This window comes from Sphingobium sp. FG125, assembly GCF_057809795.1.
Genome location: NZ_JBMDKQ010000012.1, coordinates 81771 through 99269 on the forward strand (window position 1 = coordinate 81771; position 17499 = coordinate 99269).

Sequence of the window (17499 nt, forward strand, 5' to 3'; positions counted from 1 at the left end):
TCATACGCAATTCTCCTCCGCCTGCGCGGGAGTATTTGGAACAGAATGGAATAAAATTGACGGTTGAATTAGAAGCCCAGCGCTGCGGCGTCATTGCCATTGTCGGCGCGCCCAATGCGGGCAAGTCCACGCTGGTCAACGCGCTGGTGGGGCAGAAGGTGGCGATCACCAGTGCCAAGGCGCAGACCACGCGCACCCGTGTGATGGGCGTCGCGATAGAAGGCGACGCGCAGATCGTGCTGGTCGATACGCCGGGCATCTTCGCGCCCAAGCGGCGGCTGGACCGCGCCATGGTGCAGGCGGCCTGGGGCGGCGCGCAGGGCGCGGACCTGATCGCGATGGTGGTGGATGGCAAGGCGGGCCGTGGCCCCAAGCTGGAACCCATCATCGAAGCGCTCAAGCATCGCACCGAACGCAAATGGCTGATCCTCAACAAGGTGGACATCGCCATCAAGGAAAAGCTGCTGACCCATACCCAGGTGCTGAACGACACGCTGGGCTTCGACGAAATCTTCTTCGTGTCCGCCGCGACCGGCGATGGCCTGCCTGAACTGAAAGCAGCCTTCGCCGCCGCGATGCCGGAAGGGCCATGGCATTTCCCCGAAGATCAGGTGTCGGACGCGACCGACCGGATGCTGGCGGCGGAAATCACCCGCGAACAGCTTTATCACCAGCTCCACGCCGAACTGCCCTATGCCGCCGCTGTCGATACCGAACAATATAAGGAACGGCAGGACGGATCGGTCGAAATCCACCAGCAAATCCTGGTCGGCCGCCCGACCCAGCGCGCCATCGTGCTGGGCAAGGGCGGGCAGCGCCTCAAGGAAATCGGCTCAAAAGCGCGTGAGGAACTGGCGAACCTGCTGGGGGTGAAGGTCCATCTCTATCTGCATGTGAAGGTCAAGGAAGATTGGGAAAATGATCGCGGGATTTACCGCGACATCGGGCTGGACTGGGTGGAATAGCAGCCCTTCACAAACCGCCGTCATCCTGACGGAAGTCAGGATCCATTCGGCGCTACGCTGCTTACTCTCGTAGCGCTGCGCCGAATGGATCCCGCATCAAGCCTGTCCTGAGCCTGTCGAAGGGTGCGGGATTACGGAGTGAATGGACGCGACGCTTACTCCGCCGCCGCCACCTTCTTCTTCGCAGGTGCTTTCTTCGCAGCTGGCTTCTTCGCCGCGCCATCTTTCTTAGCCGCCGCCTTCTTGGGCGCGGCTTTCTTCTTCGCGCCCTTCTTGGCCGGGGCCGCCGCCGCGCGGGCGTCGATCAATTGCGCCGCTTCCTCCAGCGTCAGCTGGTCCTTGTCCACCGTCTTGGGCAGGGTCGCATTGGTCGTGCCGTCGGTGACATAAGCGCCATAGCGGCCCTCCATCAGCTTGATCTCCAGCTCCGTGCGCGGATGCGCGCCCAGCACCTTCAACGGCTCGCGGCCAGCGCTACGCGGCCCCCGGTTGGCGGCTTCGGCCAGCTTCACCACTGCGCTGTTCATGCCGACTTCGAAAATCTCCGACGTCGATGACAGCCGCCCATATTTGCCGTCATGCAGCAGATAGGGACCAAAGCGCCCGATATTCGCCACGATCGGCTTGCCCGTTTCGGGGTGCAGGCCGATTTCGCGCGGCAGGCTCAGCAGCTTGATGCCCCAGTCGAGCGTCAGTTCGCCATCGGGCAGATCCTTGGGAATCGATCCGCGCTTGGCCTCCTTGCCTTCGCCCATTTCGATATAGGGACCAAAGCGGCCGGATTTCTTGACGATATCTTGGCCCGTTTCGGGATGCTTGCCCAGCACTTCGGGACCAGTATCCTCGCCATCCTTGCCGCCCGGCTGGCCGAATTTGCGGGTATATTTGCATTCCGGGTAATTGGAGCAGGCAATGAACGCGCCGAACCGCCCGCCGCGCAGCGACAATTGCCCCTCCGCGCAGAGCGGGCAGGCGCGCGGATTGCTGCCGTCGGCCTTAGGCGGGAACAGCATCGGCTCCAGAAACTTGTCGAGCGCCGCGGTAATGTCGCTCGGCTTCTGTTCCATGACCTCGGCGGTCTTGGGCTTGAAGTCCTTCCAGAAGGCTTCCAGCACCGCCTGCCATTGGGCGCGGCCACCGGAAATATCGTCCAGCTCGTCCTCAAGGCCTGCGGTGAAGTCATAGGAGACATAACGCTCGAAAAAGCGTTCCAGAAACGCCGTCACCAGCCGCCCGCTCTCCTCGGCGAAAAAGCGGTTCTTCTCGATCCGCACATAGTCGCGGTCTTTCAGCACCTGCAACGTCGAGGCATAGGTGGACGGACGCCCGATCCCCAGTTCCTCCAGCCGCTTGACCAGCGATGCTTCCGAGTAACGCGGTGGTGGCTGGGTGAAATGCTGCTCGGCGCTCACCTTCTTCTTGGCGGGCGCGTCACCTTCGCTCATGCGCGGCAGCAGTTTGCCGTCATCATCGTCGCTGTCGTCACGCCCTTCCTCGTACAGCGCAAGGAAGCCGGGGAAGATCACCACCTGCCCGGTCGCGCGCAGCGTATGCGTGCCGGTGGCGTCGTTCATGTCGATCGTGGTGCGTTCCAGCCGTGCCGACGCCATCTGGCTGGCCAGTGCCCGCTTGAACACCAGGTCATAGAGCCGCGCATGATCGCCGCTGCCCACCTTGTCCCGCGAAAAATCGGTCGGGCGGATGGCTTCATGCGCTTCCTGCGCATTCTTAGCCTTGGTCTGGTAGATGCGCGGTTTGTCCGGCACATAGCCGCCGTCATAGCGTTGCGCGATCGCAGCGCGCGCGGCGGAAATGGCGCTGCTGTCCATCTGCACGCCGTCGGTCCGCATATAGGTGATCGCGCCATCCTCATAGAGTTGCTGCGCGATCCGCATCGTATGGCTGGCGGAAAAGCCGAGCTTGCGCGCCGCTTCCTGCTGGATGGTCGATGTCGTGAAGGGCGGCGGCGGGTTGCGGGTGAGCGGCTTGGTCTCGACCTTCTCCACCGTGAAGCGCCCGGCTTCGACATCGGCCTTGGCCGCCATCGCGTCGCCCTCACGGCCGATCGTCAGCCGCTCGATCTTCTCGCCCTTCCAACGGACCAGCCGCGCGGTGAAGGCGGTGCCGTCCTGCTCCATGTCGGCGGCGACCGACCAATATTCCTGCGGGCTGAAGGATTCGATCTCCCGCTCCCGCTCCACCACCAGCCGCAGCGCGACCGACTGGACCCGGCCTGCCGACTTGGCACCCGGCAGCTTGCGCCACAGCACCGGCGACAGGGTAAAGCCCACCAGATAGTCGAGCGCCCGGCGCGCCCGATAGGCGTCGATCAGATCCTCGTCCAGCGCGCGCGGCTTCGCCATCGCGTCCAGCACGGCGGCCTTGGTGATCGCGTTGAACGTCACCCGGTCCACAACGGCTGGCAGCGCCTTCTTGGCGCGCAGCACCTCCTGCACATGCCAGCTGATCGCTTCCCCTTCGCGATCAGGGTCAGTCGCCAGGATCAATCGTGACGCGCCCTTGGCGGCATCACTGATGGCCTTGAGCTGCTTGCCCTTGTCGCCATAATTTTCCCACTGCATCGCAAAGCCGTCGTCCGGGTCCACCGACCCGTCCTTGGCGGGCAGATCGCGGATATGGCCGTAACTGGCCAGAACATGAAAATCCCCGCCCAGATATTTCTCGATGGTCTTGGCCTTGGCAGGCGATTCGACGATGACAAGCTGCATTTACGGCCCCGAACTTTGATGCCTCACACGTACGCGCGAGTCTGGAAGGCGATGACGGCGGGCGTCAAGCGGTGCGTGTGATTAGGGGAGATGCGAAGGGAGCGCCAGCCCCTAGCGCTGCCGTCATGCCAGCCCCTACCCCGTCATGCCAGCGAAGGCTGGCATCTCAGGCGACTACACGATGAAGTCGAAGAGATCGCTCCACTCCGGGTTCATTTCCTCGATCAACCGGATTTTCCATTCGCGCTTCCACGCCTTGATCGCTTTCTCCCGCGCTATGGCATCCGCGATATGATCATGGCGCTCCGCCAGAACGAGACGATGGAGATTATACTGGCGACAGAAATCCGATCCAACGCCGCGCCGATGCTGGTCCACGCGAACATGGAGCGAATTGGTCACGCCGACATACAGCACGCCACGCGGCTTGTTGGTCATGATGTAGGTCCAGCCGCCGCGCATGGGGCGAATGTTACGCGCCACCGCCTGAGATGCCAGCCTTCGCTGGCATGACGGTGGAAAATTAATCGTCGCCGAAATTACCTTCGGACATATAGGCTACGACCGCTTGAAAGCCGAACAGAAGTAGCACCGCAGCCACCCCGCATATCCAACTGGCCATTGGGTCAGTCCTTGAAAGATAAAGGAAGCCAAAGCCGAGTGGCAACACTGTGACAACCATCGCTATCGCAACGAAATGTCCTTCGCGACTGACCGGCTTGTAGATGAAACCCGATTTACGGAACCATGGATATTCCCTCACCGCAAACTCACCCTACCCCCCGCCAGCCGGTCCAGCCGCTCGGCCAGTTCCAGTTCCAGCAGCACCGTCTGCACCACCGCCGGGCTAAGCCCGCTCAGGCGGATCAGTTCGTCCACCGGCACCGGCGCATGGCCGAGCAGCGCGACGACGGCGTTGCGTTCGCGCGCCGCGACGTCGCTGGACACCGGTTCACCTGCGAAATCGAAACTGCCCTGCCGCACCATGCGGATGTCGATGCTGCCCACCGCCTCCAGCACATCGTCGGCATTCTGGATCAAGGTCGCGCCTTCGCGGATCAATTGGTTGCAGCCCTGCGCGCGCGGGTCGAGTGGCGATCCCGGCACCGCCATCACCTCCCGCCCCGCCTCGCCAGCCAGCCGCGCGGTGATCAGAGAACCCGATTTGGGCGCCGCCTCCACCACCACCGTGCCCACCGCCAGTCCGGCGATGATCCGGTTGCGCGCGGGGAAATGCCGCGCCAGCGGCTGCACGCCGGGCGGATGCTCGGTCACCAGCAGGCCGCTCTCTGCAATCTGCGCCTGCAAATCCCGGTTTTCCGGCGGAAAGACGACGTCCACCCCACAGGCGATGACGCCAATCGTTCCGCTGCCCACCGATCCCTGATGCGCCGCCGTATCAATCCCCCGCGCCAGCCCTGACACGACCACCGCGCCGCGCTGACCCAGATCCTGCGCCAGCGTCCGCGCAAACCGCACCGCCGCCGCCGACGCATTGCGCGCGCCGACCATGGCGATGCACTGGCCCGCCGCCAGCCCCGCATCCCCCCGCACGATCAGAGCAGGGGGCGCGCCTTCAAACTGGTCCAGTAAAGCGGGATAGTCCGCGTCCCCCATCAACAAATAGCGTGCGCCCAACGCCCGCGACGCTGCGATCTCCCGCTCCACCGCGCCCGCATCGGCCACGCTCGCCTTGCCGCCACCGCGCGCCGCCAGATCGGGAATGGCGCGCAACGCCGCGCCTGCCGTGCCGAAGCGCGCCAGCAATTGCCGGTAGCTGACCGGGCCGATCCGCGGCGATCGAATGAGCCGCAGCCGGTCGAACCGCTCCTGCTCGCTCACTCTTTGCTGGACCCGATCTTCGGTTCAGTCCCCTGCATCAGCCGCGCGATATTGGCGCGGTGCCGCCACAGCAGGATCAGCGCCATGGCCAGCGCCACCGGCACCAACTCGATCCGCCCCATAAACCACAAGGCGACCGGCGCACTCACTGCCGCCGCCATGCCGCCCACCGACGACCATTTGGTGCCAAACAGCGCGCCCAGCCAGACAGCGGCAAAAATGCAGCCAGCAGGCCAATGGAGCGCCGTCACCACGCCCATCATCGTCGCCACGCCCTTGCCACCGGCAAAGCGCAGCCAGACCGGATAGCAATGGCCGATAAAGGCCGCCGCCCCCGCCATCGGCCCGCCCCCGTCGATCAGTGCCGCGCCAATCAGCACCGCCGCCGCGCCCTTGAGCAGATCGAGCAGCAGCGTCGCCGCAGCCAGCCCCTTGCGCCCCGTCCGCAACACATTGGTCGCGCCGATATTGCCGGAGCCAATCTGCCGCAAATCGCCCGCGCCGGTGAAGCGGGTCAGCAACAGACCAAAGGGAATGGACCCCAGCAGATAGCCAAGGACCAGAACGAACAGGGGAAGCAGCCAGGGAAGTGTCATGTTCTCGCCGATAATAGGATCAGGCGACCATAGCGTGACAGCCGGGGCGGGCAATGCCTCTGTTGACACCCCTGCCCGATGCCGCGACATATCCCTCCATAATGACGGTCGCGCCACAAGCTCCCATTCTCTTTTTCGATTCCGGCGTCGGGGGTCTGTCCATCCTCGCCCCCGCCCGCGCGCTGATCCCGACCGCGCCGGTCGTCTATGCCGCCGACAGCGCGGGATTTCCCTATGGCACGAAGAGCGAGGCGGAGATTGCCGCGCGGGTGCCGGCGCTGCTGGGGCGGTTGGTGGAGCGATACCGCCCGCGCCTCGCCGTCATCGCCTGCAACACTGCCTCGACCATCGCCCTCAGCCATGTGCGCGCGGCGCTCGACATTCCGGTTGTCGGCACCGTCCCGGCGATAAAGCCGGCCGCGCTGGCGTCCAGAACCCGCGTGTTCGGCGTGCTGGGGACCGACGCCACGGTGCGCCAGCCCTATGTCGACAGGCTGGCGGCGGAACATGGCGCGGACTGCATCATGCTGCGCCATGGCTGCGCGGCGCTGGTGCAATTGGCCGAAGCCAAGCTGCGCGGCGAACCGCTCGATCCTGCCATTACCCGCGCCGCGCTGGCGGGCCTGACCGACCAGCCGGGCGGCGACCGGATGGACATAGTGGCGCTGGCCTGTACCCATTTTCCGCTGGTGGAGGCGGAACTGGCCGCAGCCGCGTCCCGTCCGCTCACCTTCGTTCATGGCGGCGAAGGCATCGCCCGGCGCATAGCTTTTCTGACGCAGGGCCAGCCCTGGCCGGACGCGCCAGCCCCCGGCATCGCCGTGTTCACGCGGGTCGATGATCATGTCCGCGCGCTGGCCCCGGCGCTCGCCCGCTATGGTCTGAACCGGATCGAACAGCTCTGATTCCGCCCCTTGGACAAAAGGTCCGATTTCATTGATCGGTATTTCTCCCTATGTCTGCGAACGGTTAGCGCTGGTAAAGCGCGCCATCTGCCGGTAAATGGCCGACCAGAGGATGCGGGTTGTCAAGGGATTGGGCGAGCGTGAACTACAAGCATATCTTTGCGCAGGCGATCGACCGTCTCCATGAAGAAGGCCGGTATCGGGTTTTTATCGACATCCTCCGCAACCGGGGTGCCTACCCCAATGCGCGCTGTTTTCACGGCCATAATGGTCCAAAGCCCATCACCGTCTGGTGTTCCAACGACTATCTCGCCATGGGCCAGCATCCCAAGGTCGTAGCGGCCATGGAAGAGGCGCTGCACGACGTCGGCGCAGGCTCTGGCGGCACCCGCAATATCGGCGGCAACACCCATTATCATGTCGATCTGGAAGGCGAACTGGCCGACCTGCATGGCAAGGACGCAGCTTTGCTGTTCACGTCGGGCTATGTCTCGAACGAGGCGACGCTCTCCACGCTGGCCAAGCTGCTGCCCGGCTGCATCGTCTTTTCCGACGAGTTGAACCATGCCAGCATGATCGCGGGCATCCGCAATTCGGGCTGCGAAAAGCGTGTTTTCCGTCACAATGACGTCGATCATCTGCGCGAATTGCTGGAGGCCGAAGATCCCGAAGCCCCCAAGCTGATCGCGTTTGAGAGCGTCTATTCGATGGACGGCGATGTCGCGCCGATCGCCGCGATCTGCGACTTGGCCGACGAGTTTAACGCGCTCACCTATCTGGATGAAGTCCATGCGGTGGGCATGTATGGCGCACGCGGCGGCGGCATTTCGGAACGGGATGCTGTCGCGGACCGGCTGACCATCATCGAAGGGACGCTGGGCAAGGCGTTCGGCGTCATGGGCGGCTATATCGCGGCTGACCAGATGATCGTCGACGTGATCCGCAGCTATGCGCCCGGCTTTATCTTCACCACCTCGCTCTCCCCCGTGCTGGTCGCGGGCGTGCTGGCTAGCGTGCGGCATCTCAAAGGCTCCAGCGAAGAGCGCGAGGGTCAGCAGGCGTCGGCTGCGCTGCTCAAGCAACTCATGGCCGAATCCGGCCTCCCCGTCATGGATACGGTCACCCATATCGTCCCGCTGATGGTGGGCGATCCGGTCAAGGCCAAGCGGATCAGCGACATTTTGCTCGCCGAATATGGCGCCTATGTGCAGCCGATCAATTACCCGACTGTCCCCCGCGGCACCGAACGCCTCCGCTTCACCCCCGGCCCCGCCCACACCGAAGCGATGATGCGCGATCTGGTGAAGGCGCTGGTGGAAATCTGGTCGCGCCTCGACCTGGAACTGGCGGAACGCAAGGCGGCGTGAGGAAAAATCCTTCTCCCATTGGGAGGAGGATACGCAGCCTTACTGGCGCAGCCAGTTAGGCGAAGTTGGATGAGGGCATCCGCCCTATCGGTAGGTCACATCCCCTCACCACTGCGACTAGGCAGCGAGCTGCCAAGTCTCGTTGCCTCTCCCGGCGGGAGAGGCAAGGTCAAAGCCGCACTACCCCACCCCGCACCGCATAACCGCGATACAGCGCCCGCACGCTTGGCTCACCGCCCACATCGCGCGCAACCGCCTCGATCGCATCGCCCAGCACCGCGCGCGGCGTCACATGGAACCGCGCAAGCCAGCCGAACAAAGCTGCGCGCCACGCGCCCGGCAACCGTTCCTGCTGCCCGAAATCCACCACCTCCAGTCGCCCGCCCGGCGCGACACAGAGCGCGGCCTGGCGTAATGCTGCCTCCCATTGCGGGATCATCGACAGTGCATAGCTTATGAACACCCGGTCGAACGTCGCCCGCCCGAACAGCGCTTGCGGATCGAAATCGACCGCATCGCCCCGCGCCAGCCTGACGCGGCAGGCCATGCCGACCCGCTCCACCGCAATCTGCGCTGTGCCCAGCATCGCCTGCGAAATATCGACGCCATAGAGCCGCGCATGGGGCCAGACCTTACCCACCGCGATCAGGTTGCGCCCGGTGCCGCAGCCAATTTCCAGCACGCTGCCACCCGATGGCGGGGCAAGATCGGCGATCAGGCCATCACGCCCCAACAGATAATATTTGCGCGTGATGTCATAAATGTGCCGCTGCCACCGATAGGTGCCGTCCATCAACCGCCCATGGTCGCTCATCACGCGTCCTTCAGCACATAGAGATGCACGCCGCCATAAATGGCCGACCGGTCGCGCGCGGTGTAATCGCGTGACGCCTCGGCCTGATACGCCCACTGGTCCATCACCACGTCCACGACCCGTCCGGGCAGGATGCTGGGTTCTCCTGCCGTGCGGAACAGTACTCGCGCGCCCGGTTTCGCCGTCCGCGTGATCTGCGCCCACAGCGCATTCAACTGATCGTCATCCATCCAGTCTTGCGCATCGAGCAATATGTAGCGATCCGCCGACGCGGCGGGCTGATCGCGCAGGAAATCGGTGAAATTGACATGCCGCACATCGACCCGGTCCGCCCGCGCCCGCACCGCGTCATGATTGGCCGCTTGCAAATAGGGCGGCAACGGCCCCTCACTTGCAGGGTCATTGGCAGCATAGCCCCGCCCGAACGCCTGCACCGCGAAATAATTATCCTTCAGATCAAAGTCACAGGCCAGTTTCTTGAGACGCGCTTTCAGCACCGCGTCCATCCGCTCATCGCCCGCCAGCGCCTCGAACTGCGCGGGCGGGATGCCCAGGCCAAAGAGCGAGGCGGGCTGGCTGGTCAGCCAGCGCACAAATGCCTTATCGAAAATCGGCGCCAGCTCCGCCTCGAAAATCACCCGCTGCTCGGCCAGCGTCGTGGCGTCCAGCATCCGCCGGGGATTGACGCCATGCAGCCGCGCCAGCAGATGCGCCGCGCCAATAAAGCGCCCCAGCAGGCCATGCTTGTAAATGCCGCGCGCAAAGCCGCCGATCCGCCGCCGCCCAATGAGGTCACGCCCTTCCCAGTAACGCCGCGTCGCCTCATCCAGATGCGGGGCCACCACATCCCGATAGGCCGCAACATTCTCGCGGCTGTCCGCCTGTGCGAAAAAACGGTGGAAGGCGGCATGATCGGGCAAAGTCCGCGCCGCCATCAGCTTCAATCGGTTGAGCGCGATGTGCGCGGTATTCAGGTCCACGGCGGTGATCTTCGCCGGATCGGCGGTCAGATAGGACAGCACATTGCAGCCCCCCGACGCGATCGTCACGACATGGCAATCGGGCGTGATCGCCAGCGCCTCCATATCCACCGCCGGGTCCTCCCAAATCTGGGCATAGACCAGACCCCGGAACGCAAAGGTAAAGGCCCGCTCCAGCAGCCCCTGCTTCGACAGATGGCGGTGGCGATGCACCGCGCGCGTGATCTTCTTATGGGCCGGTGCCGCCATGCTGTTCAAGCCTCCTCGCTATCGGGTCGTGGCGTGGCCCATAGGGCAACTGCGCGTCGTCACCGTGACGATAGCGTTACGTACCTGTGACCAGCTTGCGGAACCGGCGGCCCGCTCACATCTTCTAACCTGCTCATGGCCCATTGGATCGAACCCCACCCCACCGGCATCTATGTCCGCCCCGCCGATGCCTGGATCGACCCGTCGGTCCCGCGCGACCGGGCGCTGGTGACCCATGGCCATGCCGATCATGCGCGCGGCGGCCATGGCCATGTCTGGGCAACGCGCGAGACGCTGGCGATCATGGCGCTGCGCTATGGCACCGCGTCCGGCACGCCGGTCGGCTATGGCGAGGACATCCGGCTGGGTGGCGTGACCATCCGCTACGTTCCTGCCGGGCATGTGCTGGGATCGGCGCAGATCGTCCTGACCCATGCGGGCGAGCGCGTCGTTGTAACCGGCGACTATAAACGCCGACCCGACCCCACCTGCTTGGCCTTCGAGCCGGTCCCCTGCGACATCTTCGTCACCGAAGCGACCTTTGGCCTACCCGTATTCCGCCACCCTGATACGGGCAGCGAGATAGACCGGCTGCTCGCCGCGCTCCACGCCAACCCGGACCGCTCCGTGCTGGTCGGCGCCTATGCGCTGGGCAAGGCGCAACGGGTCATCTGCGAACTGCGCGCGCGCGGCCACCACGACCCGATCTACCTCCACGGTGCGATGGAACGCATGTGCAATCTCTATGTCGAACTCGGCGTCGAGATGGGCGACCTGCGCCCCGCCACAGGCGTTGCGGCAAAGGATATGCGCGGCGCCATCGTCATCGCACCGCCCTCCGCCCTCAACGACCGCTGGAGCCGCCGCCTGCCCGATCCGATCACCGCGATGGCGTCCGGCTGGATGCGCGTGCGCCAGCGCGCCCGGCAGAAGAATGTCGAACTGCCGCTGATCCTGTCCGACCATGCCGACTGGGACGAGCTGACCGATACGATCCGTGAGGTCGCCCCCACCGAAACCTGGATCACCCATGGGTGCGAGGAAGCTTTGCTCCACTGGTGCATGACCCACCAGATCAGGGCGCGGGCGCTAGCGCTGGTCGGGCGGGACGATGAGGAGGAGGAAGGGTGACCAACATATCCGTTCGTCCTGAGCGAAGTCGAAGGACTCGGCTGAGCCGCAGGCGAAGCCACTTCGCTCCGCTCAGTAGAAGGCTTCGACTTCGCTCAGCCCGAACGGATATGGGAGTCTTTCGATGAGACCTTTCTCCCAACTGCTCGACGCGCTCGTCTATACCCGCTCGCGCAACGGCAAACTCGCGCTGATCGCCGCTTATCTGCGCGCCGCGCCGGACCCGGATCGCGGCTGGGCGCTGGCTGCGCTCACCGGCAATCTGAACCTCAAGGCGGTCAAATCCTCCGCCATCGGTGAGATGATTCGCGCCCGCGTCGATCCTGTTCTCTATGAAATGAGCCGCGATTATGTCGGCGACCTGGCTGAAACCGTCGCCCTGCTCTGGCCCCCGCCACCCAGTGAACCACCCGACATGGACGATGGCACGCTGACGCTCGCCACCGTGGTCGATCGCCTGCACGCCACCAGCCGCGCCGCCGCGCCTGATGCGCTGGCGCAGATGATGGACCATCTCGACGCCTCAGGCCGCTTTGCCCTGCTCAAACTCGCGACCGGCGGCCTGCGCGTCGGCATCTCCGCCCGCCTGGCCAAGACCGGTTTCGCGCAGGCATTTGGCCTCGACGTCGATGATGTCGAACAGGTCTGGCACGCCCTCTCGTCGCCCTACGCCGCCCTGTTCGACTGGGCCGAAGGCCGCGCCGCCCGCCCCGATCCGGCAGGCACACCCTTCTTCCGCCCGTTCATGCTTGCCCACCCGCTCGAAGCCGACAGCGTGGACCTGACCGACTATGCCGCCGAATGGAAATGGGACGGCATCCGCATCCAGATCGTCGGGACGGGAAGCGAAACCCGCCTCTACAGCCGCGCGGGCGACGACATTTCCGCCAGCTTCCCCGAAATCGCCGCCGCCTTCACCGGCCATGCCGTGCTGGATGGCGAGTTACTGGTGCGGGGCGAGTTTCAGGGTGGAGAGGCGGCCTCCTTCAATGCCTTGCAACAGCGCCTTGGCCGTAAGGTCGTCAGCGCCAGGATGCAGGCCGACTATCCCGCCTTCGTCCGCCTCTACGACCTGCTGCTGGAAGGCGACGAAGATTTGCGCGCCCTGCCATGGGCGCAACGCCGCGCCCGGCTCGAAGCCTATATGCCCAGTCTCGACGCCACCCGCTTCGACCTGTCCGCCATCATCGACGCTGCCAATTTCGACGTCCTCACCGACATCCGCGCCGGCGCCCGCGATGCCGCGATCGAGGGCGTGATGCTCAAACGCCGCGACAGCCCCTATGTGGCCGGGCGCAAGGCTGCGCTCTGGTATAAATGGAAACGCGATCCGCTGACCGCCGACTGCGTCATGATGTACGCCCAGCGCGGTCACGGCAAACGCTCCTCCTTCTATTCGGACTATACGTTCGGCTGCTGGACGTCGGACGGAGATCTGCACCCGGTGGGCAAGGCCTATAGCGGCTTCACCGATGAGGAATTGAAATGGCTAGACCGCTTCGTCCGCCAGAACACGGTCGCCCGCTTCGGCCCGGTGCGGGAGGTGGAAAAGACGCTGGTGCTGGAGGTCGCATTTGACAGCATCCACGACAGCAAACGCCATAAATCCGGCCTCGCCATGCGCTTCCCCCGGATTGCCCGCATCAGGCGGGATAAGCCAGCGGCGGAGGCGGACACGGTGGAGGGATTGCGGAAACTGGTCAATTGATGCAAGTCTTGAACCACGTCGATGGAGTCCGTTTCCGATGACCGCACCTGCCCATCTCGCCCTGACGAACTGGCACGCGGCGCTGCGACGTCAAGCGGACGAACGCGGCATCGGCTGGGCAATTTCCAGCGTGCCCGACGATTATCGCGATGCGTTCGACGGTGGGGTCGCCCCCGATGACTATCTCGCCGACATCGAACCGCTCACCGAATGGCGCGGATGCGGATGCGGCGGCGGATAGTTGAGGCGTGACTTTGCGCTGTAACGTCGAGCGCCTATATGGGCGCTTTCGCGCAGGGCGCGGGTTACGCATGGAGCAATTGAATTGAGCAAGGTTCTGGTCATCGGCGCTGGTGGCGTCGGGTCTGTCGCTGTACACAAGATGGCGATGAATCCTGATATTTTCAGCCACATCACCCTGGCCAGCCGCCGTATCGTCAGTTGTGAGAAAGTGGCCGAATCGGTTCTGGCCCGCACCGGCGTAACCATCGACGTGGTGCAGGTGGATGCCGATGATGTCGCCGCCACCATCGCCCTGATCGAGAAGGTGCAGCCCAAGCTGGTCGTCAATCTGGCCCTGCCCTACCAGGACCTCAACATCATGGACGCGTGCCTCGCGACCAGGACCGATTATCTCGACACCGCCAATTATGAACCGCGCGACACGCCCAAGTTCGAATATGGCTGGCAGTGGGCCTATCAGGAACGGTTCAAGGAAGCGGGCATCATGGCGCTGCTGGGTTCGGGTTTCGACCCCGGCGTCACCAGCGTGTTCGCCAGCTATATCAAGAAGCATCTGCTCGACACCATCGACACGCTCGACATTCTCGATTGCAATGGCGGCGACCATGGCCAGCATTTCGCGACCAACTTCAACCCGGAAATCAACATCCGCGAAGTGACCGCCCCGTCGCGTCACTGGGAAGGCGGGGAATGGGTCGAAGGTCCGGCTCTGAGCCACAAGCAGACATTCGATTTCGATCAGGTCGGCCCCAAGAATATGTACCTCATGTATCATGAGGAGCTGGAAAGCCTCGCCAAATTCTATCCCGAAATCAAACGTATCCGTTTCTGGATGACGTTCGGTGACGCCTATTTGAAGCATTTGGAAGTCCTCCAGAATGTCGGCATGACCCGCATCGACCCCGTGATGTACGAAGGCAAGGAAATCATCCCGCTCCAGTTCCTCAAGGCCGTGCTGCCCGAACCGTCCAGCCTGGGTTCCACGACCAAGGGCAAGACCAATATCGGCGACATTGCGACGGGCACCAAGGATGGCGTGCAGAAAACCGTCTATGTCCTCAACATCTGCGATCATGAGGATGCCTATGCCGAAACCGGCAATCAGGCGGTCAGCTACACCACCGGCGTCCCCGCCATGATCGGCGCGGCGATGATGCTGACGGGCGCATGGAAGGGAGAAGGCGTGTTCAACATCGAACAGTTCGATCCCGATCCCTTCATGGACATGCTCAACAAGCATGGCCTGCCCTGGCAGGTAAAGGAACTGGACGCGCCGCTGGCGTTTTAATTCGTTCGCCCTGAGCGAAGTCGAAGGGCCAGCCAGAGCGTAAGCGAAGGCATCTCACTAGCGTTCGATGTAGGGCTTCGACTTCGCTCAGCCCGAACGGAGAGTTTATGGAAACCAAAGCCGGCGATCCCGCCGCCTTCGCGCATTTCGATCTGTATCGCGTCCCATCCCCCGCCTTCGTGGTGGATGAGGCCGCGATCCGGCGCAACCTTGCCATCCTCGCCGACGTCCGCGATCGTGCGGGCATCAGGATATTGGGCGCGCTCAAGGCCTTTTCCATGTGGTCGCTGGGCAGCGTTATGGGCGAATATCTGGACGGCGTCTGCGCATCGGGCCTCTACGAAGCGCGCCTTGGCCGCGAAGAATATCAGGGCGAAGTTGCCACCTATTGCGCCGCCTACAAGCCTGCAGACCTGGCCGAAATCCTGACTATCTCCGACCATGTCATCTTCAACAGCCCAGGCCAGATCGCCCGTTTCAGGCCGCAGATCGATGCCGCCCGCGCCGCTGGACACAGCTTCGACATCGGCCTGCGCATCAACCCCCAAAACCCCGAAGGCGAGGTCGCCAAATATGACCCGTCGCAGCCGCACAGCCGCCTCGGCTTCCCGGTCAGCCAGCTGACGCCCGATCATCTGACCGGCGTGGACGGCATCCATTTCCACAACCTGTGCGAACAGGACCTCGCCCCGCTGGAACGCACTTGGGCCGCGGTCGAACCGCATATCCTGCCGCACCTAGCGACTCTCAAATGGCTCAATTTCGGCGGCGGCCATCACATCACCCGTGCCGATTACCAACGTGACGACCTCGTCGCCTTCCTCCAGGGCGTCAAGGCACAGACTGGCCTCACCCTCTATCTGGAACCAGGCGAAGCGATGGCGCTCGACGCGGGCATCCTCGTCGGCGAGATACTCGACGTCATCGACAATGGCATGGAAGTCGCCATCACCGACATCTCCGCCACCTGTCACATGCCCGACGTGATCGAGGCGCCCTATCGCCCGGCCATGCTCCACGAGCCATCCGACGGCCCCGAAACGCGCCTGGGCGGGCCATCCTGCCTGGCTGGCGACATCATCGGCGACTATCGAATCCCCGGCGGCGCGGAACCGGGCGCGCGCATCGCCTTCCTTGATCAGGCGCATTATTCGATGGTCAAGACCAACACCTTCAACGGCGTCCCCCTGCCTGCCATCTGGCTCTGGGACTCAACCACCGACAAACTCAGGGAAATTCGCGCCTTTTCCTATCAGGATTTCAAGGCCCGCCTCTCCTGAGCCACGCTTCATGGCCCCCTGCGCAACAAAATTTACTCATGCGCTTTACAGGGGGGACCCCTACGCATATAGCGACCGTCCGCTGCCCCATGGGACTTCCACCGCAAGGCAGCTTCTTATGCCCATGAACGACACTGGAGGTCCCTTGAATTGCACAAGCATCCTAGCGCGCTGGGGGTAGCGACCACCCTCACACCGGCAGCACCGGTAACGCTGATTCGCCCGCAGGCTGCGGCCCGCGCTGCCCGATTCTTCGTGGAGAAGTTTCCGGGGCGCTCGCTTTATGCTGTAAAGGCCAATCCCTCGCCCGATTTGCTTCGGACGTTGTGGGACAGCGGTATCTCGCACTTTGACGTCGCTTCCATCGCGGAAGTGCGCCTTGTCGCGGAAACACTGCCGGACGCGAAGCTTTGCTTCATGCATCCGGTCAAGGCTGAAGAAGCCATTGCCGAAGCCTATGCCATCCATGGCGTGCGCACCTTCTCGCTCGACACGATCGACGAGCTGGAAAAGATCATGCGCGCCACGGGCGATGCTACCGATCTGGAACTGTGCGTCCGCCTGCGCGTGTCGTCGGAACATAGCGAACTGTCCCTCGCGTCGAAATTCGGCGCGGAACTGGGCGAAACCCGCGAATTGCTGATGGCCACCCGCCAGGCCGCCGATGCTCTTGGCATCTGCTTCCATGTCGGCAGCCAGGCAATGTCGCCACAGGCCTATAGCGACGCGATCGAGCGGGTCCGCGCGGCGATCGTCGATGCGGCGGTCACTGTCGACATCATCGATGTCGGCGGCGGCTTCCCGTCTGTCTATCCGGGCATGGAGCCGGTCGCGCTCGAAAATTATTTCGACGCGATCCACCGCGGGTTTGAAAGCCTGCCGGTCAGCTATTCGTCCGAACTATGGTGCGAACCCGGCCGGGCGCTGTCCGCCGAATATAGCTCCATCATCGTCCGGGTAGAGCGCCGTCGCGGCACCGAACTCTACATCAATGACGGTGCCTATGGCGCCTTGTTCGATGCGGCGCATATCGGCTGGCGTTTTCCCGTCGTGCTGCTGCGCGACGAGGAAAGCGACGCGGCGATGACCGGCTTCTCTTTCTACGGTCCGACCTGCGACGATATGGACCATATGGTCGGTCCGTTCATGCTGCCCGACGATGTGGCGACCGGCGACTATATCGAAATCGGGATGCTGGGCGCCTATGGCTGCGCCATGCGCACCGGCTTCAACGGTTTCACCGCGGAAACCGTGGTCGAGGTAGCGGACGAGCCGATGGCCAGCCTCTACGCCGAACCGGTCCCTGCCCGCCGTCGCGCGACTGTCATCAAGCTGGGCTAAAAGGCTCAAGCTCCCCTTTGGAGAGGGTGCCTGTCCCTCGCTGCGTCCCCCCGCAGCGGGG

General features: G+C 63.7%; 15 protein-coding genes. 9 read left to right on the forward strand and 6 right to left on the reverse strand.

Annotated elements, in window-relative coordinates; genetic code table 11:
- The first annotated feature begins 56 nt into the window (after positions 1–56).
- Complete coding sequence (gene era, locus ACODSR_RS13120) at positions 57–965, forward strand: GTPase Era (RefSeq protein WP_489077146.1); 909 nt, start codon at positions 57–59, stop codon at positions 963–965.
- Positions 966–1120: 155 nt separating this feature from the next.
- Here the strand turns inward: era and topA are convergent, their stop codons facing one another.
- The 4 genes from topA to plsY form a co-directional block, all read right to left on the reverse strand.
- On the reverse strand, positions 1121–3694 hold the full coding sequence (gene topA, locus ACODSR_RS13125; RefSeq protein WP_489077148.1) for a type I DNA topoisomerase: 2574 nt from the start codon (positions 3692–3694) through the stop codon (positions 1121–1123).
- Between the two features lie 174 nt (positions 3695–3868).
- Positions 3869–4156: a GIY-YIG nuclease family protein gene (locus ACODSR_RS13130; RefSeq protein ID WP_489077229.1), complete on the reverse strand. Its 288-nt coding sequence runs from the start codon at positions 4154–4156 to the stop codon at positions 3869–3871.
- A 297-nt stretch (positions 4157–4453) separates the two neighbouring features.
- Positions 4454–5536 carry a DNA-processing protein DprA gene (gene dprA, locus ACODSR_RS13135; protein WP_489077149.1) on the reverse strand — a complete coding sequence of 361 codons (1083 nt, stop codon included), beginning with the start codon at positions 5534–5536 and terminating at the stop codon, positions 4454–4456.
- Positions 5533–6132 (reverse strand): glycerol-3-phosphate 1-O-acyltransferase PlsY, encoded by a 600-nt coding sequence (plsY, locus tag ACODSR_RS13140; RefSeq protein ID WP_489077151.1) that lies wholly within the window; start codon positions 6130–6132, stop codon positions 5533–5535. The genes dprA and plsY overlap by 4 nt, the downstream gene beginning before the upstream one ends.
- 101 nt (positions 6133–6233) lie before the next feature.
- On the opposite strand from plsY, the gene murI reads away from it, so the two are divergent.
- Positions 6234–7037 (forward strand): glutamate racemase, encoded by an 804-nt coding sequence (gene murI / locus ACODSR_RS13145; RefSeq protein WP_489077230.1) that lies wholly within the window; start codon positions 6234–6236, stop codon positions 7035–7037.
- 140 nt (positions 7038–7177) lie between these two features.
- Positions 7178–8404: a 5-aminolevulinate synthase gene (gene hemA / locus ACODSR_RS13150; protein ID WP_217674892.1), complete on the forward strand. Its 1227-nt coding sequence runs from the start codon at positions 7178–7180 to the stop codon at positions 8402–8404.
- Between the two features lie 169 nt (positions 8405–8573).
- On the opposite strand, the gene ACODSR_RS13155 is transcribed toward hemA, so the two are convergent.
- Positions 8574–9218, reverse strand: coding sequence for a class I SAM-dependent methyltransferase (locus ACODSR_RS13155; protein ID WP_489077153.1), 645 nt, complete (start codon positions 9216–9218; stop codon positions 8574–8576).
- Positions 9218–10447: a BtaA family protein gene (locus tag ACODSR_RS13160; RefSeq protein ID WP_489077155.1), complete on the reverse strand. Its 1230-nt coding sequence runs from the start codon at positions 10445–10447 to the stop codon at positions 9218–9220. Before ACODSR_RS13160 ends, ACODSR_RS13155 begins: the two co-directional genes overlap by 1 nt.
- A gap of 135 nt (positions 10448–10582) precedes the next feature.
- Here ACODSR_RS13160 and ACODSR_RS13165 point away from each other — a divergent pair, with 135 nt between their 5' ends.
- The 6 genes from ACODSR_RS13165 (at position 10583) to ACODSR_RS13190 (ending at position 17438) form a co-directional block, all read left to right on the forward strand.
- On the forward strand, positions 10583–11578 hold the full coding sequence (locus tag ACODSR_RS13165; protein WP_489077157.1) for a ligase-associated DNA damage response exonuclease: 996 nt from the start codon (positions 10583–10585) through the stop codon (positions 11576–11578).
- A gap of 124 nt (positions 11579–11702) precedes the next feature.
- Positions 11703–13286, forward strand: coding sequence for a cisplatin damage response ATP-dependent DNA ligase (locus ACODSR_RS13170; RefSeq protein ID WP_489077159.1), 1584 nt, complete (start codon positions 11703–11705; stop codon positions 13284–13286).
- A gap of 37 nt (positions 13287–13323) precedes the next feature.
- Positions 13324–13527: a hypothetical protein gene (locus tag ACODSR_RS13175; protein ID WP_489077160.1), complete on the forward strand. Its 204-nt coding sequence runs from the start codon at positions 13324–13326 to the stop codon at positions 13525–13527.
- An 84-nt stretch (positions 13528–13611) separates the two neighbouring features.
- On the forward strand, positions 13612–14817 hold the full coding sequence (locus ACODSR_RS13180; RefSeq protein WP_489077162.1) for a saccharopine dehydrogenase family protein: 1206 nt from the start codon (positions 13612–13614) through the stop codon (positions 14815–14817).
- 107 nt (positions 14818–14924) lie between these two features.
- Entirely contained in the window at positions 14925–16097 is a 1173-nt protein-coding gene (locus ACODSR_RS13185) for a carboxynorspermidine decarboxylase (RefSeq protein WP_489077164.1), read from the forward strand.
- 150 nt (positions 16098–16247) lie between these two features.
- Positions 16248–17438: a type III PLP-dependent enzyme gene (locus ACODSR_RS13190; protein WP_489077166.1), complete on the forward strand. Its 1191-nt coding sequence runs from the start codon at positions 16248–16250 to the stop codon at positions 17436–17438.
- The last annotated feature ends 61 nt before the right edge of the window (positions 17439–17499 follow it).